Raw genomic sequence first — 19,878 nt, 5'->3', positions numbered from 1 at the left:
AGACATGAAAAAGGCCGCATCAGCGGCCTTTTTCAATAGCGCGACAGCACTCAGTAACGCGTGATTTCCGCGTTGGCTTCCAGCTGCTTGCGGTAAGCCGCGAAGTCCTGCTGGCCGGCACGGGAAGCGAGGTAGCGGCGGTACTGGCCCTTCTCCTCTTCGCTCGCCGCAGTGCCTTCGTTGACGCCGTTCAGGCGCAGCACGACGACACTACCGTCAGCCAGGATGACGCTGGAGTAAACCGGCTTGTCCTTGGCCTCAGGCTTGCTCATGCGGAACAGCGCCTGCAGAGCAACCGGATCGATACCGTCCTGGCTGCGGGAGACCGCTTCCTGGACCTTCCACGCCTGACCGTCCTGCACCGGCTGGTAAGCGATCTTGCCATCGCTCAGGCCAGCCATCAGGGCCTCGGTCTTGGCTTTCAGCGCGGCAGTGGCCTGCTCGCGAGCCAGGTGAGCACGGATGGCATCGGAAACGGCTTCCAATGGCAGTTGCTCAGGCTTGCGATGCTCCTTGGCACGGATAACCACGATGGTTTCCGGGTCCAGCTCGATAGCCGAGCTGTTGGAACCCTCGTCCAGCACTTCCGGGCTGAACGCAGCCTGGATCACTTGACGATTGGCAGCAATGCCGTCACCACCTTCACGGCCGAAAGGCTGCGAGGTCTGCACTTTCAAGCCCAGGTCCTGTGCCGGTTGGGCCAGGTCAGAGGCTTCGAACGCCGAGTCTTCCAGTTGCTTGGTGACTTCAACAAAGCGCTGCTCGACCTGCTGGGTCTTCAGCTCGCGGCTCAGCTTGTCCTTCAGACTGGCGAAGGTCGGCACTTCTGGCGCCTGCACATCCACCAGCTTGATCAGGTGGAAGCCGAACTCGGTACGCACAGGCGCGGAAACCTGCCCCTTGTTCAACGCATACAGCGCGTCTTCGAAGGCTGGATCGTAGACGCCCTTGCCGGCGTAACCCAGGTCACCACCGCTGTTGGCCGAGCCAGGATCCTGCGAGAACTCCTTGGCCAGCGCCGCGAAGTCTTCACCCTTGGCCAGACGCTGCTGGATTTCTTCGATGCGGGCCTTGGCCTTGGCCTCGTCCTGCTTGTCGTTGACTTCCACCAGAATGTGCGCGGCATGGCGCTGTTCGGCGAGGTTGGCGATTTCTTTCTGGTACAGATCCTGAAGCTCGTTTTCGTCGACATTGACCTGATCGAAGTACGCAGACTTCTTCAGCTCGATGTAGTCGATGACCACCTGGTCCGGGCTCATGAACTCCTTGGCGTGCTCGTCGTAATGCGCCTTGATCTGTTCATCGGTGACCTTGCTCGCTGCAGGGTCGGCCTTGAAGGTCAGCGAAGCGAAATCACGGGTCTGCTTTTCGAGGCGAGCGAACGCTTCAACTTGCGAGTCGGTAACGAAACCACTGCCCGCCAGACCAGCGCGCAGTTGGCCAATCAGCATTTCCTGAGCGAGCATTTCGCGGAACTGCAGACGGCCATAGCCCAGTTGACGAATGACCTGATCGAAACGCTCGGGGCTGAACTTGCCGTCCGCCTGGAACTCGGGCGTTTGCAGGATCACCTGATCCAGCGCGGCTTCGGAGAAGGAGAACTTGGCATCGCGGGCGCCCTGAAGCAGCAGTTGCCGCTCGATCAAGCCCTTGAGCGCAGCTTCGCGCAGCATCTTGTCGTCAAGCAGGGAGGCGTCGAAGTCCTTGCCCAGTCGTTGCATCAGTTGCCGACGTTGCGTGTCGACAGCCTGGCTCAGCTCGTTCTGGCTGATGGTGTCACCGTTGACCTTGGCAGCATCCTTGTTGTGGTTGACGGCCTGGAAGATGGCGTCAAAGCCGGTCAGCGCCATCAGTACCACGATGACACCGATGATGGTCTTGGCAATCCAACCTTGTGAATTGTCCCTGATATTCTGCAGCATGCGTCCCCCAGAAACGGCTGTGTCAAAAGCACAACCGCGGAGCGTGGGTAGAGTCCTGATAGAAGAAAGGCGCATCCGGGGATGCGCCTTCTCGTAACGCGCGAAGCAGGCGAATTGTTGATCGCTCGTGCTTCACAAGCGGGCTGGCCGCGAGGGCCATTCCAGCCAGGCGAAAACCTGAAGAGAACGTCTTAGTTGACGGCTTCTTTCAGCGCCTTGCCGGCCTTGAAGCCAGGCTTCTTGGCAGCAGGGATTTCCAGAGTCTTGCCGGTTTGCGGGTTGCGGCCGGTACGAGCAGGACGATCGGTTACCGAGAAGGTACCGAAACCTACCAGAACCACCGAGTCACCGTCCTTCAGGGCGCCAGTGACAGATTCGATGACTGCATCCAGCGCACGGCCGGCAACAGCTTTCGGGATATCAGCAGATGCAGCGATAGCGTCAATCAGTTCCGACTTGTTCACTCTAAGTCCCCTTATATCTCTATTGAGTTTGTTTCTAACTATGTAATGGAAAAGCTTAAACAACTGCCGAGTGGCCTGTGACACTTAAGTGCCTTTTACGACAAGGACCTTGAAAACGGTCAGCGAGGCCACCCCGCTAAATACTTACTAATGTGTGCTGATTCGTTCCTTGGAATCACTGTCGCGTTTTTCATCCTTGGCGACAATCTCAGGAGCCACATCCGGCAAGGGCTCCGGGGCGTATTGCAGCGCAATTTGGAGGACTTCGTCAATCCATTTGACAGGTTTAATCTGAAGATCCTGCTTAATATTGTCAGGAATTTCTTTCAGATCACGAACGTTCTCTTCCGGAATGATGACTGTCTTGATTCCACCACGGTGAGCAGCGAGCAATTTCTCCTTCAAACCACCAATCGCCAGCACCTGACCACGCAGCGTGATTTCACCTGTCATGGCGACATCAGCACGCACCGGAATCTGGGTCAGCGCGGAAACCAGGGCTGTGCACATGCCGACACCGGCACTCGGACCGTCTTTGGGCGTCGCACCTTCAGGCATGTGGATATGGGTGTCGCGCTTCTCGTGGAAGTCCGCGGGAATCCCCAGGCTCTTCGCCCGGCTGCGAACCACGGTTTGCGCGGCGGTGATCGACTCGACCATCACATCACCCAGCGAACCGGTCTTGATCAGCTGACCTTTGCCCGGTACCACGGCAGCTTCAATAGTCAGCAACTCGCCGCCCACCTGGGTCCAGGCCAGCCCGGTGACCTGGCCTACCTGATCCTGCTGCTCGGCAAGGCCGTAACGGAACTTGCGCACACCCAGGAAGTGTTCCAGGCGGTCACTGCCGACCTTGACCCCAACCTGTTTCTGCCCTGCGTGCTCCTTGACCACCTTGCGACAGATCTTGGCAATCTGGCGCTCCAGGCCACGCACACCGGCTTCACGGGTGTAGTAGCGAACGATGTCGCGGATCGCCGCCACGTCGACTTCCAGCTCGGCCTTCTTCAGACCGTTGGCCTTGATCTGCTTCGGCAGCAGGTACTTGACCGCGATGTTGATCTTCTCGTCTTCGGTGTAGCCCGGCAGACGGATCACTTCCATCCGGTCGAGCAGCGCCGGCGGGATGTTCATCGAGTTGGACGTGCACAGGAACATCACATCGGAAAGGTCGTAGTCGACTTCCAGATAGTGGTCGTTGAAGTTGTGGTTCTGCTCGGGGTCGAGCACTTCCAGCAGAGCGGAGGCCGGATCGCCACGCATGTCGCTGCCCATCTTGTCGATTTCATCGAGCAGGAACAGCGGGTTGCGTACGCCAACCTTGGTCATCTTCTGGATCAGGCGGCCCGGCATCGAACCGATATAGGTGCGACGGTGGCCACGAATTTCAGCCTCGTCACGCACGCCACCCAGGGCCATGCGCACGAACTTGCGGTTGGTGGCGCTGGCGATGGACTCAGCCAGCGACGTCTTGCCGACACCGGGCGGACCCACCAGGCACAGCACAGGACCGCGAATTTTCTTCACGCGCTTCTGCACGGCGAGGTACTCAAGGATGCGCTCCTTGACCTCATCCAGCCCGTAGTGGTCGGCATCGAGAATTTCTTCGGCCTTGGCCAGATCAAGACGGACCTTGCTCTGGGCCTTCCACGGCACTTGCACCAGCCAGTCGAGGTACGAACGCACCACGGTAGCCTCAGCCGACATCGGCGACATCTGCTTGAGCTTGTTCAGCTCGGCCTGAGCCTTGGTGTACGCGTCTTTCGGCAGGCCTGCAGCCTCGAGGCGCTTCTTCAGTTCCTCGATTTCATTGTGGCCTTCGTCGCCATCACCCAGCTCTTTCTGAATGGCCTTCATCTGCTCATTCAGGTAGTACTCGCGCTGGCTACGCTCCATCTGTTTCTTGACGCGGCCACGAATGCGCTTCTCGACCTGCAGCAGATCGATCTCGGCATCCAGCAACGCGAGCACATGCTCAACGCGGGCGGCCAGGTCGATGATTTCGAGAATTTCCTGCTTCTGCTCGATCTTCAGCGCCATGTGGGCGGCCATGGTATCGACCAGGCGGCCCGGCTCATCGATGCTGTTGAGCGACGACAGTACTTCAGCCGGGACCTTCTTGCCCAACTGCACATATTGTTCGAACTGGGAAAGCAGACTGCGGACGAAAACTTCGGACTCGCGATCAGCCGCATCGACCTCATCGATCAGGGCGACATCAGCGCGGATATGACCGTCTACCTCGACAAAGCGCTCGACCGAACCACGCTGCTCGCCTTCGACCAGCACCTTGACGGTGCCATCGGGCAGTTTCAGCAACTGGAGGACGGTAGCGATGGTGCCGACGCGATAGAGGGCGTCTTCACCCGGATCATCATCGGCGGGGTTCTTCTGAGCCAGCAAAAGGATTTGCTTCTCACCTGTCATCGCGGCCTCAAGGGCCTCGATCGACTTTTCACGTCCCACGAACAGCGGGATGACCATGTGCGGGTAAACAACGACATCGCGCAATGGCAAAAGAGGCAAGTCGAGGGTTGTCTTCATGATTTCGCCTCTACAGCGGCCATATGGCCGTAATCCGATGGAAATTTGAGCTTGGGGTTAATGTGGGGGCAGCCCCGGAAAAAAACAAGCTCTGCAACAGGAAAAGCAAAGGGGCCCGTAGGCCCCTTGCATGTTTCGCTGCGTTGCCGGACTCAGGCGTCTGGCGCGGCTTTGGCTTGCGGCTCGCTGTTCTCGTAGATCAGCAGCGGCTGCGAAGTACCCTCGATGACGCTCTCATCGATAACCACCTTGCTGACATCCTTCTGCGAAGGAATCTCGTACATGGTGTCGAGCAGAATGCCTTCCAGGATCGAACGCAGGCCACGAGCACCGGTCTTGCGCTCCAGTGCCTTGCGGGCAACCGATTTGAGCGCATCGCTGCGGAACTCGAGGTCCACACCTTCCATCTCGAACAACTTGCCATATTGCTTGGTCAAGGCGTTCTTCGGCTCAGTCAGAATCTGCATCAATGCGGCTTCATCCAGCTCGTCAAGCGTTGCCAGGACCGGCAGACGACCCACGAACTCAGGAATCAGACCGAACTTGACCAGATCGTCCGGCTCTACTTCACGCAGCGACTCGCCAACCTTCTTGCCCTCTTCCTTGCTACGGACTTCAGCACCAAAGCCGATACCGCCGCGAGTAGAGCGCTGCTGGATGACCTTCTCCAGACCGGAGAATGCACCACCACAGATGAACAGGATGTTGCGCGTATCGACCTGCAGGAATTCCTGCTGCGGATGCTTGCGGCCACCTTGTGGTGGAACCGAAGCAACGGTGCCTTCGATCAGCTTGAGCAAGGCCTGCTGCACGCCTTCACCCGAAACATCACGAGTAATCGACGGGTTATCGGACTTGCGCGAAATCTTGTCGATTTCATCGATGTAGACAATACCCATCTGGGCTTTCTCTACGTCGTAATCACACTTTTGCAGCAACTTCTGAATGATGTTCTCAACGTCTTCGCCCACATAACCGGCTTCGGTCAGCGTGGTAGCGTCAGCGATGGTGAAGGGCACATTCAGCAGACGAGCGAGGGTTTCAGCGAGCAAGGTCTTGCCCGAACCCGTTGGGCCGATGAGCAGGATGTTGCTCTTGCCCAGTTCAACCTCGTCGCCCTTTTTGTCACGTTGATTCAGGCGCTTGTAGTGGTTGTATACCGCTACAGCCAGAACCTTTTTCGCACGCTCCTGACCAATGACGTACTGGTCCAGGATGCCGCTGATTTCTTTCGGCGAAGGCAATTTATGCGCACTGCTTTCGGCCTGGGCTTCCTGCACCTCCTCACGGATGATGTCATTGCACAGGTCGACGCACTCGTCGCAGATAAATACCGAGGGGCCGGCAATCAACTTGCGCACTTCATGCTGGCTTTTGCCGCAGAAGGAGCAATAGAGCAATTTGCCGTTGTCCTCGCCGTTACGGGTGTCAGTCATTCGATCGATCCAATCCGGTAGGCTTGCAACACAAGATGAAGGCAATTGCGGGCTTTTTCAAGTCCGCAGGTAGGCGCTTTCCGCGCCTACCTGCTCTGGGGACCCGGGATCAGGACACCAGTTGCCGCTTGTCGTAGACCGAGTCGATCAGGCCATACTCGGCTGCGCGCGAGGCGCTCATGAAGTTGTCGCGCTCGGTATCACGCTTGATGGTTTCCAGCTCCTGGCCCGTGTGATGAGCCAACAGCTCATTCAGGCGCGCCTTGATGCTGAGAATTTCCTGGGCGTGGATCTCGATATCGGTCGCCTGACCCTGGAACCCACCCAGCGGCTGGTGAATCATCACCCGCGAGTTTGGCAGGCAGTGGCGCTTGCCAGCGGCACCGGCCGCCAACAGGAAGGCGCCCATGCTGCAGGCCTGGCCAATGCAGATAGTCGAGACGTCCGGCTTGATGAACTGCATGGTGTCGTAGATCGACATACCGGCAGTCACCGACCCGCCTGGGGAGTTGATGTAGAGATGGATATCCTTGTCCGGGTTTTCCGCTTCAAGGAACAGCAGTTGCGCCACAACCAGGTTGGCCATGTAGTCCTCTACAGGACCCACCAGGAAGATCACACGCTCCTTCAACAGGCGCGAGTAAATGTCATAGGCGCGTTCGCCACGGGCGGACTGCTCGATAACCATCGGGACCAGGCCGCCTGCGGCCTGGATGTCAGAGCTCTGCTGAATATAAGAATTGCGGGACATGTCCTGCACTCACTCCCAAATAGTCGTGGCTTGAATACGCACAAGCCAGCGCGAAGGCTGGCTTGTGGGGTTTTCCTACGAAGGAGGAAATCACTCAGCGTCGGCAGGTGCCTGTGCTGGTTTGACGGCCTCTTCGTACGAGACCGATTTGTCGGTCACAGTCGCTTTCTGCAGGACAGTATCTACAACTTGTTCTTCCAGCACAACCGAACGAACTTCGTTCAGTTGCTGGTCGTTCTTGTAGTACCAAGCCACGACCTGCTCAGGCTCCTGGTAGGCCGAAGCCATTTCCTGGATCAGCTCGCGAACGCGATCTTCGTCTGGCTTCAGCTCGTTCTGCTTGACCACTTCAGCGACGATCAGACCCAGCACGACGCGGCGCTTGGCTTGCTCTTCGAACAGCTCGGCCGGCAGTTGCTCAGGTTTGATGTTGCCACCGAACTGCTGTACGGCTTGAACGCGCAGGCGGTTCACTTCGTTTTCCAGCAGGGCTTTCGGCACTTCGACCGGGTTGGCAGCCAGCAGGCCGTCCATTACCTGGTTCTTGACCTTGGTCTTGATGGCCTGACGCAGTTCACGCTCCATGTTCTTGCGAACTTCGGTGCGGAAACCTTCCAGACCGGTTTCCTTGATACCGAACTGAGCGAAGAACTCTTCGGTCAGCTCAGGCAGCTTCGGCTCGGAAACGCTGTTGACGGTAACAGTGAACTCGGCGGTTTTGCCAGCCAGGTCCAGGTTCTGATAGTCCTCAGGGAAGGTCAGGTTGAGCACACGCTCTTCACCAGCCTTGGCGCCAACCAGACCTTCTTCGAAGCCCGGGATCATGCGGCCGGAACCCAGAACCAGCTGGGTACCCTGGGCCGAACCGCCAGCGAAGGCTTCGCCGTCGATCTTGCCAACGAAATCGATGTTCAGCTGGTCTTCGTTCTGGGCAGCGCGCTCGGCCACTTCAAAACGGGTGTTCTGCTTGCGCAGCACTTCCAGCATGTTGTCCAGGTCGGCGTCGGTCACATCGGCGCTCAGGCGCTCGACAGCGATCGAGTCGAAACCGGCAACAGTGAACTCAGGGAAGACTTCGAAAGTGGCGACGTATTCCAGGTCCTTGCCTTTTTCGAAGACTTTTGGCTCGACGGCAGGGGCGCCAGCCGGGTTCAGCTTCTGCTCGACAACAGCTTCATAGAAGGTGGCCTGGATCAGGTCGCCCAGGGCTTCCTGACGGGCTGCATCTTCGTAGCGCTGACGGATCACGCTCATTGGCACCTTGCCAGGACGGAAACCTGGGACCTTGGCGCGACGGGCAGTCTGTTGCAGACGCTTGTTGACTTCGGTCTCGATGCGCTCGGCTGGAACGCCGATGGTCATGCGGCGCTCGAGAGCGGAAGTATTTTCAACAGAAACTTGCATGGATATTCCTCGTTGCACAGACGTTAGCCGGCGAAACCCGACTCCAGAATCAAGGGCAAGCATTCTAGTAGCTCACACACCAGAAGTCACCCTGTTCGACCCGGAGGCAAATGGCGCCGGCTCTCATGATTTTCGACAATGGCCGGACAGCGGCGGAACAGACCTGCAACGCCCGCGAAACAAGGATTCTCCACCCCACTCGCGAGCGCTGTGCGGATCTGCGTCAACTCTCCGGCGAAACAATTCAACGTATCAGGAAGCAGGACCATCGATTTCGTTGAAATCGCAGTACTCTTCCCAGCTCATTCCCAACGCCTCGGCCACCTCGCGATGAACTTCCAGGCGCATGACCTGAAGTTCTTCTGGCGACTCGGCGATAAGACGCAAGGTCAGCTCCCAAGGCTCGATACCCTGCTCTTGGGCTTCATCTTCAAATGCCCACTGGATCTGTTGCTGCTGCTCGGACTCACTCAGCGCGGCAATCTCCGCCAGCAACTGTGGATTGGCCTGAATGAAGCGCTCCAGCGCAACAGCCTGCCGGGACTCTTTCGCAATCATCTTTCCATCCGCCCGCCGACTCACCGGCATTTTGTCAACCGGCTGAAATCTATCAGCTTTTGTTCAGGTCTTGCTAGTCATGGGACCCGGCAGGAACCGCAACAAACAGCAGTAATAAAGGAAGCGAAGGACGGAAAAAGAAAAAGGCCGCTCAAGGCGGCCTTTTTTGAAGTTTCGCGGCATTCAGCGGAAGGCGGCGAAACTAAAGATGGTGCGGACGAAGAGACTCGAACTCTTACAGCTTGCGCCGCTGGAACCTAAATCCAGTGTGTCTACCAATTTCACCACGTCCGCATAACGCTTTTAAAGCAAAGGCGCCGGATTTTCATCAGGCGCCTTCTGGAATATGGGGTGGACGATGGGGATCGAACCCACGACAACAGGAGTCACAATCCTGTGCTCTACCAACTGAGCTACGCCCACCATATTGCGATACTGCTTTACTTGTGCCAAAGCTGCCTTGTATGGCGCACCCGGCAGGACTCGAACCTGCGACCATCCGCTTAGAAGGCGGATGCTCTATCCAGCTGAGCTACGGGCGCATATTTAATCTGCTTTCTTTTAAGATTACAAATTAACTTTTAGCCTTACCGAACAAGCTAACAAATCCGCTCATTCTGCCCGACCTTGCTAACCAGTGCTAGGCCCTGCCCGACAAGTGCGACGAATGTTATAGACGGCCGGTAAGGTCGTCAACTCTTTTTTCAAAAAAATTCATTTTATTTAAGGGCTTAGGGGATTTGCCGGACCAAGCGCCTTTGCCCTGCGCCGTGGTCATGCGAGAATGCGCGCTCTTTTTTTCCCTCTCGATGGTTAATCACCCGTCATGACTGCACAACTTATCGACGGCAAGGCGATCGCCGCCAGCCTGCGCCAGCAGATCGCCCAACGTGTCGTGGAACGTCGCCAGCAAGGTCTGCGGACTCCCGGCCTGGCGGTGATCCTGGTTGGCAACGACCCTGCCTCTCAAGTCTATGTTTCGCACAAGCGTAAAGACTGCGAAGAAGTCGGCTTCATCTCCCAGGCTTTCGACCTGCCAAGCAACACCAGCCAACAAGACCTGACCGACCTGATCGACCGTCTTAATAATGACGCGAACATCGACGGCATCCTGTTGCAACTGCCGCTGCCCGCTCACCTGGATGCCTCGCTGCTGCTCGAGCGCATTCGTCCGGACAAGGATGTCGACGGTTTCCATCCTTATAATGTCGGCCGCCTGGCCCAACGCATCCCGCTGCTGCGCCCGTGCACGCCAAAAGGCATCATGACCCTGCTGCAAAGCACCGGTCAGGATCTGTACGGCATGGATGCAGTCGTCGTCGGCGCTTCCAATATCGTTGGCCGCCCGATGGCCATGGAGCTGCTGCTGGCCGGCTGCACCGTCACCGTCACCCACCGTTTCACCAAGGACCTCGCCGGCCACGTTGGCCGCGCTGACCTGGTGGTCGTGGCCGCCGGCAAACCGGGCCTGGTCAAGGGCGAGTGGATCAAGGAAGGCGCCATCGTCATCGACGTCGGCATCAACCGCCAGGAAGACGGCAAGCTGGTGGGCGACGTGGTCTACGAGACCGCCCTGCCTCGCGCCGGCTGGATCACGCCAGTCCCGGGCGGCGTCGGCCCAATGACCCGCGCCTGCCTGTTGGAGAACACCCTGTACGCGGCTGAAGAACTGCACAAGTGATTCAGTAACGCGCTTCCCAAAAACGGCACCTTCCACGGTGCCGTTTTTTTATCCCCGTAATACAGCCAAAACCCTCGCAGCCGATTCAGCTGCCAAATCACCTGTTTCAGCTTTCCCGGCTGGGCGCCCGACGTGCTTCAGCCGGGATTGCAAGGCCATCGGTAAGACAATGTACGCACTGCCAACCCCTGGATGCGTGCCCCGATGCAAACCACCAATACCGTCCTGATGATCCGCCCGGCGCGGTTCGCCTTCAACCCGGATACCGCTGTGAACAACCGCTTCCAGAAGCCCGTGCTGGAACCGGAACAAGCGCAGCAGAAAGCGCTGGAAGAGTTCGACGGCTATGTCGATACGCTGCGCCAGCATGGCGTCGATGTACTGGTGGTGCAGGACACCCCGGCCCCGCACACCCCCGACTCGATCTTCCCCAACAACTGGTGGAGCAGCCATGCCGACGGCAGCCTGGTGCTCTATCCCATGGAAGGCCAGAACCGTCGGCTGGAGCGTGACAAGGGCGTGCTGCAGGTGCTCAGCGAGCGCTTCGCGATTCACAAGACCCTCGACCTGAGCCCGCTGGAAGCGCAGAACATCTTCCTCGAGGGCACCGGCAGCATGGTGCTCGACCGCGAAAACCGCATCAGCTACGCCTGCCACTCCGGCCGCACCCACGGCGAGGCGCTGCGCCAGTTCGCCGAGAACATGGACTACCGCCTCTGCGTATTCCATGCCGTCGATCGCCACCAGTCACCGATCTACCACAGCAACGTGATGATGAGCGTGGGCCGCAACCTTTCCGTGGTCTGCCTCGATGCGCTGCCTGAAGCCGCCGAGCGCCGGGCCCTGGAACACAGCCTGCGCGACACCGGCAAGGACATCCTGGCGCTGAACTTCGACCAGCTCGAAGGCTTCGCCGGCAACATGCTGGAAGTCCACGACAAGCAAGGCCAGCCGCTGTTGGTGATGTCGCGCAGTGCCTGGAACTCGCTCAGCGCCGAACAACGCCGCCAGGCCGAGCGCCACAGCCACCCGGTGGTGGTGAACATCGACCATATCGAACGCATCGGCGGCGGCAGCGCGCGCTGCATGCTCGCCGAAGTCCACCTGCCCGTTCGCAACTGATCCCGACTACAAGAAGGAGAGCATCATGACCCGCTACATCGACGTTACCGACCTGAGCCGCCTGGTCGCCCGCAAAGGCCTGACCACCTGCCTGGAAGAAATGGCCGAGTACATCCGCCAGGACTACCTGCGCTGGAACGACTTCGAGAAATGCGCACGGGTGGCCAACCACTCCCCCGACGGCGTGATCGAGCTGATGCCGGCGTCCGATGCCAATCTATATGCCTTCAAGTACGTCAACGGCCACCCGAAGAACACCCACCGCGGCATGCTCACAGTGATGGCCTTCGGCGCCCTGGGCGATGTAGATACCGGCAAGCCGCTGCTGCTCAGCGAAATGACCCTGACCACCGCGATGCGCACCGCCGCCACCTCGGCCCTGGCCGCGCGCTACCTGGCCCGTCCGGACAGCCGCAACATGGCGCTGATCGGCAACGGCTCGCAGAGCGAGTTCCAGGCCATCGCCTTCCACACCCTGCTCGGCATCGAAGAAATCCGCCTGTACGATCTCGACCCGCAGGCCAGCGCCAAGCTGGCCGCCAACCTCGCCGCCTACCCGGGCATCCGCCTGGTCATCGCCGGCTCCGTGGCTGAAGCGGTTCGCGGTGCGGACATCATCACCACGGTCACCGCCGACAAGGCCTACGCCACCATCCTCACCCCGGAGATGATCGAGCCGGGCATGCACCTCAACGCGGTGGGCGGCGACTGCCCGGGCAAGACCGAACTGCACCGCGACATCGTCGAGCGCGCGCGGGTGATCGTCGAGTACGAACCGCAGAGCCGCATCGAAGGCGAGATCCAGCAGATGCCTGCGGATTCACCGGTAACCGAGTTCTGGCAGGTGGTGAACGGCGAGATCGCCGGCCGCGAGAACGCCGCCCAGGTCACCCTGTTCGACTCGGTCGGCTTCGCCATCGAGGACTACTCGGCGCTGCGTTATGTGCTGGATGTGGCCAAGGCCCTGGACATCGGTAGCGAGATCGGCCTGGTGCCAGACCTTAAAAACCCGAAAGACCTCTACGCCCTGCTTCAGCCGGCGGTTGCCGACGTGCAGAAGAGACGCGCCTGACACAACCGAATCCGCTGCGCCCACCGCGCAGCGGATCGGAAAACGCTGTGACAAAGCCAAAACAGGAGGCGCCTCGACAGAATCGGCTGCGAGCAGCCGCACTAACAGCATATTCCGGTAGCCAGCGCCGGCCCAAACGACACAAAAAAACCGCTGTCATCGCGCATTCTGAGCCCCGACCGAAGAGTCACGACAAGACCACAAGGCCAAGGCCCACGAAGCGTTCTACTGCCCTACATCAACTACAAAACACAGGGATCCACTCATATGACTTCGCTGCGAAAGCTTCTCGGCGTGCTGCTCCTGCCACTCTGCGCCAGCGTGGCCCAGGCGCAGGAATGGAAAGAAATCCGTTTCGGCGTTTTCCCCGAATACCCACCGTTTGAATCCGTCGCCGCCGATGGCAGCCTGCAAGGCTTCGACATCGAACTGGGCAACGCGATCTGCGCCAAGCTGGAAGTCAAATGCACCTGGGTGCACAACGAATTCGACGGCATGATCCCAGCCCTGCGCGCGCGCAAATTCGACGCCATCATGTCGTCGATGGCAGTGACCCCGGCCCGCCAGAAACAGATCGACTTCAGCGACCGCCTGTTTCTCAGCCCAACCTCCGTCATCACCCGCAAGGGCGCCGATTTCGGCGACACCCCCGAGTCACTCAAGGGCAAGACCGTCGGCGTGCTGCAAGGCTCGCTGCAGGAAGCCTACGCCCGCGCCAAACTGGCGCCGCTGGGGGCGACGGTCAAGGCTTACCAGGCCCAGGACCAGAATTACGCGGACCTGATGAACGGCCGCCTCGACGCCACCGTCAGCGACAAGCTCGAAGCCCAGCTCAACTTCCTCACCAAGCCCGAAGGCGCCGACTTCCAGAGCGGCCCGGCGATCAAGGACCCGACCCTGCCGCTGGACATCGCCATGGGCGTGCGCAAGAACGACGCCGAACTCAAGGCCCTGATCAACAAGGGCATTGCCGCAGTGCTGGCCGATGGCACCTTCGCCAGGATCCAGCAGAAGTACGTCGGCGACCTGGACATCTACAACGAGTAACCCGCCCGTCGATGGTCCGGCAGCCGATGCCGGGCCATCGCTGGTGCCCATCGAGATTTTCCCCGTGAACGACTTCCTTCACTCTGTCGGCTTGCAGGCCCTGAGCCTGCAGGGCTTCGGCCCGCTGTTGGCGCAAGGCACCTGGATGACCGTAAAACTGGCGCTGCTGTCCCTGGCCCTGAGCCTGGTGCTGGGCCTGGTCGGCGCCAGCGCCAAACTCTCATCACTGCGCCTGCTGCGACTCCCCGCGACGCTCTATACCACCCTGATCCGCAGCGTGCCGGACCTGGTGCTGATCCTGCTGATCTTCTACACCTTCCAGATCTGGCTCAACGACTTCACCGAATGGATGGGCTGGGGTTACTTCGAGATCGATCCGTTCACCGCCGGGGTCATGACCCTCGGCTTTATCTATGGCGCCTATTTCACCGAGAACTTCCGCGGCGCGATCCTCAGCGTGCCCGCCGGGCAACTGGAAGCAGCCACCGCCTATGGCCTGAGCCGCGTCCAGCGCTTCCGGCTGGTGCTGTTCCCGCAACTGATGCGCTTCGCCTTGCCAGGCCTGGGCAACAACTGGCTGGTGCTGCTCAAGTCCACCGCGCTGGTGTCGATCATCGGCCTCGCCGACTTGGTGAAAGCCGCGCAGAACGCCGGCAAGAGTACGAATAACGTCCTGTATTTCCTGATCATCGCGGGACTGGTCTACCTGCTGATCACCACCCTCTCCAACCGCCTGTTCAAACGCCTGGAGCGGCGCTACAACACCGGCATCAAGGGGCTGACATCATGATCGAACTGATCCAGGAATACGGCCTGGCCTACCTGTACAACGATGGCGCCAGCCTCTCCGGGCTGGCCATGACCCTGTGGCTGTTCGTGGTGACCATGGTCGTCGGTTTCTTCCTGTCGCTGCCGCTGGCCCTGGCGCGGGTGTCGCGCAAGCTCTGGCTGCGCTGGCCGGTGGAGTTCTACACCTACCTGTTCCGTGGCACGCCGCTCTATATCCAGTTGCTGATCTGTTACACCGGGCTCTACGGCCTGGAAGTGGTGCGTGAACACGAAATGCTCGACCGCTTCTTCCGCAACGCGCTGAACTGCACCCTGCTGGCCTTCGTGCTCAACACCTGCGCCTACACCGTGGAGATTTTCGCCGGGGCGATCCGCAACATTCCCCATGGCGAGATCGAGGCGGCCCACGCCTACGGCCTGCACGGCTGGAAGCTCAACCTGTTCGTCGTGCTGCCGGCGGCCTTGCGCCGTTCGTTGCCGGCCTACAGCAACGAACTGATCCTGATGCTGCACGCCACCTCGCTGGCCTTCACCGCGACCATCGGCGACATCCTTAAAGTCGCCCGCGACGCCAATGCCGCGACCTTCCTGACGTTCCAGGCCTTCGGCATCGCCGCCCTGCTGTACATGCTGCTGTCCTTCGCACTGGTCGGGCTGTTCCGCCTGGCCGAACGACGCTGGATGCGTTTTCTCGTTCCTTCCCGAGGCTGACCCATGACCACTTCCGCACACGCCTTGTCGATCCAACCGACCTTCGCCGCCGCACCTGTCGCCGCCGCTGCCAGCGCCGCGATCAAACTGACGGTGGACTCGCTGCATAAAAGCTACGGCGATCACCAAGTGCTCAAGGGCGTCTCGCTGCAAGCACGCAAGGGCGACGTCATCAGCCTGATCGGCGCCAGCGGCTCGGGCAAAAGCACCATGCTGCGCTGCATCAACTTCCTCGAACAGCCGGACGCCGGGGTCATCACCCTCGACGACCAGACCATCGAAATGCGCCAGGGCCGCGCCGGCGCCCGCGCCCCGCATCCGGCGCAATTGCAGAACCTGCGCACGCGGCTGGCCATGGTGTTCCAGCATTTCAACCTGTGGAGCCACATGACCGTGCTGGAGAACATCACCATGGCGCCGCGCCGGGTGTTGGGGGTCAGCCAACAGGACGCCGAAGCCCGCGCCCGCGCGTACCTGGACAAGGTCGGTCTGCCGGCCCGTGCCGCCGACCAGTACCCGGCGTTCCTCTCTGGCGGCCAGCAACAGCGCGTCGCGATCGCCCGGGCGCTGGCGATGGAGCCGGAGATCATCCTGTTCGACGAACCAACGTCAGCCCTTGATCCAGAGCTTGTAGGAGAAGTCCTCAAGGTCATACAGACGCTGGCCGAGGAAGGTCGTACCATGCTCATGGTCACCCACGAGATGGGCTTTGCCCGCCAGGTGTCCAGCCAGGTGCTGTTCCTGCATCAGGGCCGGGTCGAAGAACAGGGAAGCGCGCAGATTCTCGACCAGCCGCAAAGCGAGCGCCTGCAGCAATTTCTTTCCAACCGCTTGAAGTGAAGCAACGCCACCATGGATACCAAGGCCAACTCCTCCCACGCCGCGCCGCCGCTGGACCGCATCGACGAAGCGATCATCGACGTGCTGCGCCACAACGGGCGCATCACCTACGAGAAGCTGTCGTCATTGGTCCACCTGACGCCCAGGCCCTGCCTGGAGCGGGTGCGCAAGCTCGAACGGCGCGGCGTGATCCGCGGTTACGGCGCAATCATCGATGTGCAGATGGTCTCGCCGGGGTTGTCGCTGCTGGTCCTGGTGGCGCTGTCCAACCAGAGCGGGCGCGCCGCGCAAAAAGCCTTCGAAGCCTGCGTGCGCGCCTGCCCGCAGGTGTTCGAATGCCAGCTGATCAGCGGCCATTTCGACTACAGCCTGCGCATGCGTTGCCGGGATATGGAGCACTACCGGGTGCTGACCGAGACCTGGATGAACAACGATGAGCTGCATATCGACAAGCTGGTGGCGCATCCGGAATTGGCGGTGGTGAAGAACACCGCGCCGCAGATGTAGGTTTACAGGGTGGGCCTGTCTCGCGCCGAACCGTCGCGAGACAGGCCCACAATCACCCCGCCCCGCGTGCCCGCACCCGCCACTCCCGCGGTTGCACGAATCCTCGCACCCACTCCACCACCTCCTGCGCCGGCATCGGCCGGGCGATGCCGTAGCCTTGGGCCACGTCGCAGCCCAGTTCCATCAGCCATTCGCCGTGCGCCACCGTCTCTACACCCTCGGCAATCACCTGCCGACCGAACGCCTGGGCCAGGCCGATCACCGCGCGGGTCAGGGCCAGGTCGTCCTGGTCGTGGAGAATGTCCTGGACGAAGGATTTGTCGATCTTCATGGTCTGGGTCGGCAAGCGCTTGAGGTAGCTCAGGGACGAGTAGCCGGTGCCAAAGTCATCCAGCGAAAAACGCACCCCCAGCCGCTGGCACGCCTCCAGGCATTCGCAAACCCGCTGGATATTCTCGATGGCCACCGACTCGACGATTTCCAGGTCGAGCATCTGCGGCGCCACCATGGCGTGGCGGGACAACAAACGCTGAAGCCGCACGACAAAGTCCGTGCGCTGGAAATGCCGCGCGGCGATGTTCACGCTCACCGGCCAACGGCAACCCTGCGCCTGCCACTGCTGCATCTGCGCCAGTGCTTCATCGATCACCCATTCACCGATATCGACGATCAGGTCAGTGCGCTCCACCAACGGCAGAAACTCACCCGGCGCGACCACGCCGCGGACAGGATGGCACCAGCGCAACAGCGCCTCGAACCCCACCACCGTGCCGCTGCGCATGTTCACCTTGGGCTGGTAATACAGGCACAGTTCGCCGTTGTGCAGCGCCCGGCGCAGGCGCTCCACGGTCTGGTGAGTGGCCTTGACTTCCTGGTCCAGCGACACGTCGAACAGGTGAAAACGATTACGCCCCCGTTGCTTGGCCAGGTACATGGCCTGGTCGGCGTGGCGCAGCAGGGTGTCGGCGTCATCGTTGTCGTTGGGGAACAGGGTCACGCCGATGCTGGCGCTGACGCTGATCGGCCGCCCGCGAATGACACAGGGTGCGGCGATCGCCTTGAGCACACGCTCAAGGACACCCTGCAAGGTCGGCAGCCCCTGGATGTCGCCGAGAATCAGCACGAACTCATCGCCGGACAACCGCCCTACCGCATCGCCCTCACGCAACACGCGCTTCAAGCGCCGTGACACCTCCACCAGCAGCAGGTCGCCACTGGCATGACCATAGCCGTCGTTGACCGCCTTGAAGCCGTCGAGGTCGAGCATGCACACCGCCAGCGCCGACTCCTCGTTGCGCGCACGCTCGATGGCCTGCCCGAGCAGGTCGCCGAGCAATGAGCGGTTGGGCAGGCCGGTCAGAACGTCGTGCCCCACCCGCCACTGCAAGGTGTGGAGCAACTGGCGTTTCTGGGTGATATCGAAGCGGATCGAGACGAACTTGCACACCGCGCCGGTAAGCGGGTCGAACAGCGGCACCATGGTGCTGTCGACCCAGTACAACGAGCCATCCTTGGCCCGGTTGCAGATTTCGCCCTTCCATGTCTCGCCCGCGGCCAGGCTCTGCCACATGCCGAGGAACAGCCCAGGCTCGTGCTGGCCTGAATTGAGGATGCGGTGGTCGGCGCCCAGCAGTTCCTCGCGGCTGTAGCCGGAGATGGTGCAGAACTGATCGTTGACGTAGGTGATACGCCCGGTCAGGTCGGTTTCGGAAAAGATCGCGGCCGCGTCGACGGCCGCGCGGTAGTTGTCATCCATGAAATAAAACCTGTCCGACGGCTATCGGTTGAAGCGTTCGACCAAGGCACGCAGGCCGGATGAAATATGTTCCAGTTCAGCACCGCGGGTGGCGGCCGCGTTGGCGTTGTCGGCGGTGCGCTGCACGGTGCCGGCGACGTTGTTGATCTGGCAGGCGACGTCTTCGGCGACATGGGATTGCTGCTGCGAGGCAGCGGCCATTTGCCGGGTCATGTCGGTGATGCGCTCCACCGCCACGCGAATGCCCTGCAGCGCCTCCTGCGCCTCGACCACCTGGGCCACGCCCTGCTCGGCCTCGCGGATGCCGAGGTCGGCGATGGACACCGCTTCATCGGCGCCCTTGCGCAGGTTTTCGATCACACCCTGGATCTGCTGGGTCGACTGCCGGGTCTTGCCCGCCAGCGCGCGAACCTCGTCGGCCACCACTGCGAAGCCGCGGCCCTGCTCGCCGGCGCGGGCGGCTTCGATGGCGGCATTCAGCGCCAGCAGGTTGGTCTGTTCGGCAATCGCCTGGATCACGCCCGCGGCAGACATGATGTCCTGGGTCTGCCCGGCCAGTTCGCCCACCGCCTGGTTGATCTGGGTGACCGTGGACGCCAGCACCTGGATCGCCTGGCGCGAGGTGCCGGCGACCTGGCTGCCCTGGTCGGCGAGCTGGTTGGCGGTGTGGGCTTCGCTGGCGGTTTGCTGCACATGGGCGGCGACTTCAGCGATGGACGCGGCCATCTCGGTCATGGCGGCGGCGGTCTGGTCAGTCTCGGCACGCTGCTCCAGCAGCGCCGACTCGGTGGCGCCGGAGAGGCGGCTGGAATCGCTGGCGGCGTGGGCCATCTGGTTGGCGAGGTCGCTGAGGCGGGTCAGCGCGGTTTTCAGCCGGGCTTCTTCACTGATGAGGATCATCTGCAATTGCGCGGCGGGGCCGAGGGTGTCGCTGTAGGCTAGGGCGCAAATGGGGTCGCAGAAGGTGTTTTCGGCGCCGCGGACGATCCGCCGCAATTCGCCACGCAAGCGGCTGTGGCCCCACAACCCGACCACGACAAACAGGCCGAGGGTGATGCCCTGACCGACAAGACCGGGGACAAGATGATTGGCGGCTAATGCCACGCCCGCCGCCAATACCGGCACGGCAAGCACCTGGGCCTGCTGCGTCAGCCGCCGCGACAGCGGCACCGGCGTCTTGCCCGCGCGCAGCCGGGCGTACAGCGCTTCGGCGCGCTGCACCTGCTCGCGAGTCGGCTTGACCCGCACCGACTCGTAGCCCACTAACCTCGCAT

General features: G+C 60.9%; 17 protein-coding genes and 3 tRNA genes. 8 read left to right on the top strand and 12 right to left on the bottom strand.

Annotated features, from left to right (window positions below):
- Nucleotides 1–50: 50 nt before the first annotated feature.
- The 10 genes from NTD88_RS16285 to NTD88_RS16240 form a co-directional block, all read right to left on the bottom strand.
- Entirely contained in the window at nt 51–1,922 is a 1,872-nt protein-coding gene (locus NTD88_RS16285) for a SurA N-terminal domain-containing protein (RefSeq protein WP_095159209.1), read from the bottom strand.
- A 191-nt stretch (nt 1,923–2,113) separates the two neighbouring features.
- The gene (locus NTD88_RS16280) at nt 2,114–2,386 is read right to left on the bottom strand and encodes an HU family DNA-binding protein (protein ID WP_095159208.1); all 273 of its coding nucleotides are present in this window, start codon (nt 2,384–2,386) and stop codon (nt 2,114–2,116) included.
- Between the two features lie 147 nt (nt 2,387–2,533).
- Nucleotides 2,534–4,930 carry an endopeptidase La gene (gene lon / locus NTD88_RS16275; protein ID WP_095159207.1) on the bottom strand — a complete coding sequence of 799 codons (2,397 nt, stop codon included), beginning with the start codon at nt 4,928–4,930 and terminating at the stop codon, nt 2,534–2,536.
- A 152-nt stretch (nt 4,931–5,082) separates the two neighbouring features.
- A complete protein-coding gene (gene clpX, locus NTD88_RS16270; protein ID WP_095159206.1) occupies nt 5,083–6,366 on the bottom strand; it encodes an ATP-dependent Clp protease ATP-binding subunit ClpX in 1,284 nt (427 codons plus the stop codon).
- Between the two features lie 109 nt (nt 6,367–6,475).
- On the bottom strand, nt 6,476–7,117 hold the full coding sequence (gene clpP, locus NTD88_RS16265) for an ATP-dependent Clp endopeptidase proteolytic subunit ClpP (RefSeq protein WP_095159205.1): 642 nt from the start codon (nt 7,115–7,117) through the stop codon (nt 6,476–6,478).
- 90 nt (nt 7,118–7,207) lie between these two features.
- The gene (gene tig, locus NTD88_RS16260) at nt 7,208–8,521 is read right to left on the bottom strand and encodes a trigger factor (RefSeq protein WP_110970796.1); all 1,314 of its coding nucleotides are present in this window, start codon (nt 8,519–8,521) and stop codon (nt 7,208–7,210) included.
- Nucleotides 8,522–8,773: 252 nt separating this feature from the next.
- A complete protein-coding gene (locus NTD88_RS16255) occupies nt 8,774–9,079 on the bottom strand; it encodes a DUF6388 family protein (protein ID WP_095159203.1) in 306 nt (101 codons plus the stop codon).
- A gap of 209 nt (nt 9,080–9,288) precedes the next feature.
- Nucleotides 9,289–9,373, bottom strand: a tRNA-Leu gene (locus NTD88_RS16250).
- A 53-nt stretch (nt 9,374–9,426) separates the two neighbouring features.
- Nucleotides 9,427–9,502, bottom strand: a tRNA-His gene (locus NTD88_RS16245).
- A gap of 42 nt (nt 9,503–9,544) precedes the next feature.
- Nucleotides 9,545–9,621: transfer RNA gene (locus NTD88_RS16240), tRNA-Arg, on the bottom strand.
- Between the two features lie 284 nt (nt 9,622–9,905).
- Here NTD88_RS16240 and folD point away from each other — a divergent pair.
- The 8 genes from folD (at nt 9,906) to NTD88_RS16200 (ending at nt 16,848) form a co-directional block, all read left to right on the top strand.
- Nucleotides 9,906–10,760 carry a bifunctional methylenetetrahydrofolate dehydrogenase/methenyltetrahydrofolate cyclohydrolase FolD gene (folD, locus tag NTD88_RS16235; RefSeq protein WP_095159155.1) on the top strand — a complete coding sequence of 285 codons (855 nt, stop codon included), beginning with the start codon at nt 9,906–9,908 and terminating at the stop codon, nt 10,758–10,760.
- A 204-nt stretch (nt 10,761–10,964) separates the two neighbouring features.
- The gene (gene ctlX / locus NTD88_RS16230) at nt 10,965–11,882 is read left to right on the top strand and encodes a citrulline utilization hydrolase CtlX (protein ID WP_262156037.1); all 918 of its coding nucleotides are present in this window, start codon (nt 10,965–10,967) and stop codon (nt 11,880–11,882) included.
- Between the two features lie 25 nt (nt 11,883–11,907).
- Nucleotides 11,908–12,954 carry an ornithine cyclodeaminase gene (locus NTD88_RS16225; RefSeq protein WP_262156038.1) on the top strand — a complete coding sequence of 349 codons (1,047 nt, stop codon included), beginning with the start codon at nt 11,908–11,910 and terminating at the stop codon, nt 12,952–12,954.
- Nucleotides 12,955–13,221: 267 nt separating this feature from the next.
- Complete coding sequence (locus NTD88_RS16220) at nt 13,222–14,001, top strand: ABC transporter substrate-binding protein (protein ID WP_262156039.1); 780 nt, start codon at nt 13,222–13,224, stop codon at nt 13,999–14,001.
- 64 nt (nt 14,002–14,065) lie between these two features.
- Nucleotides 14,066–14,791, top strand: coding sequence for an ABC transporter permease (locus NTD88_RS16215; RefSeq protein WP_262156040.1), 726 nt, complete (start codon nt 14,066–14,068; stop codon nt 14,789–14,791).
- Nucleotides 14,788–15,501 (top strand): ABC transporter permease, encoded by a 714-nt coding sequence (locus NTD88_RS16210; protein ID WP_262156041.1) that lies wholly within the window; start codon nt 14,788–14,790, stop codon nt 15,499–15,501. The genes NTD88_RS16215 and NTD88_RS16210 overlap by 4 nt, the downstream gene beginning before the upstream one ends.
- A gap of 3 nt (nt 15,502–15,504) precedes the next feature.
- Complete coding sequence (locus tag NTD88_RS16205) at nt 15,505–16,341, top strand: ABC transporter ATP-binding protein (RefSeq protein ID WP_256587875.1); 837 nt, start codon at nt 15,505–15,507, stop codon at nt 16,339–16,341.
- Between the two features lie 12 nt (nt 16,342–16,353).
- On the top strand, nt 16,354–16,848 hold the full coding sequence (locus NTD88_RS16200; RefSeq protein ID WP_095159149.1) for an Lrp/AsnC family transcriptional regulator: 495 nt from the start codon (nt 16,354–16,356) through the stop codon (nt 16,846–16,848).
- A 52-nt stretch (nt 16,849–16,900) separates the two neighbouring features.
- Here the strand turns inward: NTD88_RS16200 and NTD88_RS16195 are convergent, their stop codons facing one another.
- Together NTD88_RS16195 and NTD88_RS16190 are read right to left on the bottom strand one after the other, a co-directional pair.
- A complete protein-coding gene (locus tag NTD88_RS16195) occupies nt 16,901–18,604 on the bottom strand; it encodes a putative bifunctional diguanylate cyclase/phosphodiesterase (RefSeq protein WP_262156042.1) in 1,704 nt (567 codons plus the stop codon).
- A gap of 21 nt (nt 18,605–18,625) precedes the next feature.
- On the bottom strand, nt 18,626–19,756 hold the full coding sequence (locus tag NTD88_RS16190; RefSeq protein WP_410017285.1) for a methyl-accepting chemotaxis protein: 1,131 nt from the start codon (nt 19,754–19,756) through the stop codon (nt 18,626–18,628).
- Between the last annotated feature and the right edge of the window lie 122 nt (nt 19,757–19,878).

The organism is Pseudomonas sp. 20P_3.2_Bac5 (genome assembly GCF_025466035.1).
GTDB lineage: Bacteria > Pseudomonadota > Gammaproteobacteria > Pseudomonadales > Pseudomonadaceae > Aquipseudomonas.
This window is presented reverse-complemented; position numbering and strand designations above follow the sequence as displayed.

What these genes read in the sequence shown, in the direction of transcription:
- NTD88_RS16285 (WP_095159209.1), bottom strand. Translation starts at nt 1,922, where the DNA reads ATGCTGCAGAATATCAGGGACAATTCACAAGGTTGGATTGCCAAGACC.
- lon (WP_095159207.1), bottom strand. Translation starts at nt 4,930, where the DNA reads ATGAAGACAACCCTCGACTTGCCTCTTTTGCCATTGCGCGATGTCGTT.
- clpX (WP_095159206.1), bottom strand. Translation starts at nt 6,366, where the DNA reads ATGACTGACACCCGTAACGGCGAGGACAACGGCAAATTGCTCTATTGC.
- clpP (WP_095159205.1), bottom strand. Translation starts at nt 7,117, where the DNA reads ATGTCCCGCAATTCTTATATTCAGCAGAGCTCTGACATCCAGGCCGCA.
- tig (WP_110970796.1), bottom strand. Translation starts at nt 8,521, where the DNA reads ATGCAAGTTTCTGTTGAAAATACTTCCGCTCTCGAGCGCCGCATGACC.
- NTD88_RS16255 (WP_095159203.1), bottom strand. Translation starts at nt 9,079, where the DNA reads ATGATTGCGAAAGAGTCCCGGCAGGCTGTTGCGCTGGAGCGCTTCATT.
- folD (WP_095159155.1), top strand. Translation starts at nt 9,906, where the DNA reads ATGACTGCACAACTTATCGACGGCAAGGCGATCGCCGCCAGCCTGCGC.
- ctlX (WP_262156037.1), top strand. Translation starts at nt 10,965, where the DNA reads ATGCAAACCACCAATACCGTCCTGATGATCCGCCCGGCGCGGTTCGCC.
- NTD88_RS16225 (WP_262156038.1), top strand. Translation starts at nt 11,908, where the DNA reads ATGACCCGCTACATCGACGTTACCGACCTGAGCCGCCTGGTCGCCCGC.
- NTD88_RS16220 (WP_262156039.1), top strand. Translation starts at nt 13,222, where the DNA reads ATGACTTCGCTGCGAAAGCTTCTCGGCGTGCTGCTCCTGCCACTCTGC.
- NTD88_RS16210 (WP_262156041.1), top strand. Translation starts at nt 14,788, where the DNA reads ATGATCGAACTGATCCAGGAATACGGCCTGGCCTACCTGTACAACGAT.
- NTD88_RS16205 (WP_256587875.1), top strand. Translation starts at nt 15,505, where the DNA reads ATGACCACTTCCGCACACGCCTTGTCGATCCAACCGACCTTCGCCGCC.
- NTD88_RS16200 (WP_095159149.1), top strand. Translation starts at nt 16,354, where the DNA reads ATGGATACCAAGGCCAACTCCTCCCACGCCGCGCCGCCGCTGGACCGC.
- NTD88_RS16195 (WP_262156042.1), bottom strand. Translation starts at nt 18,604, where the DNA reads ATGGATGACAACTACCGCGCGGCCGTCGACGCGGCCGCGATCTTTTCC.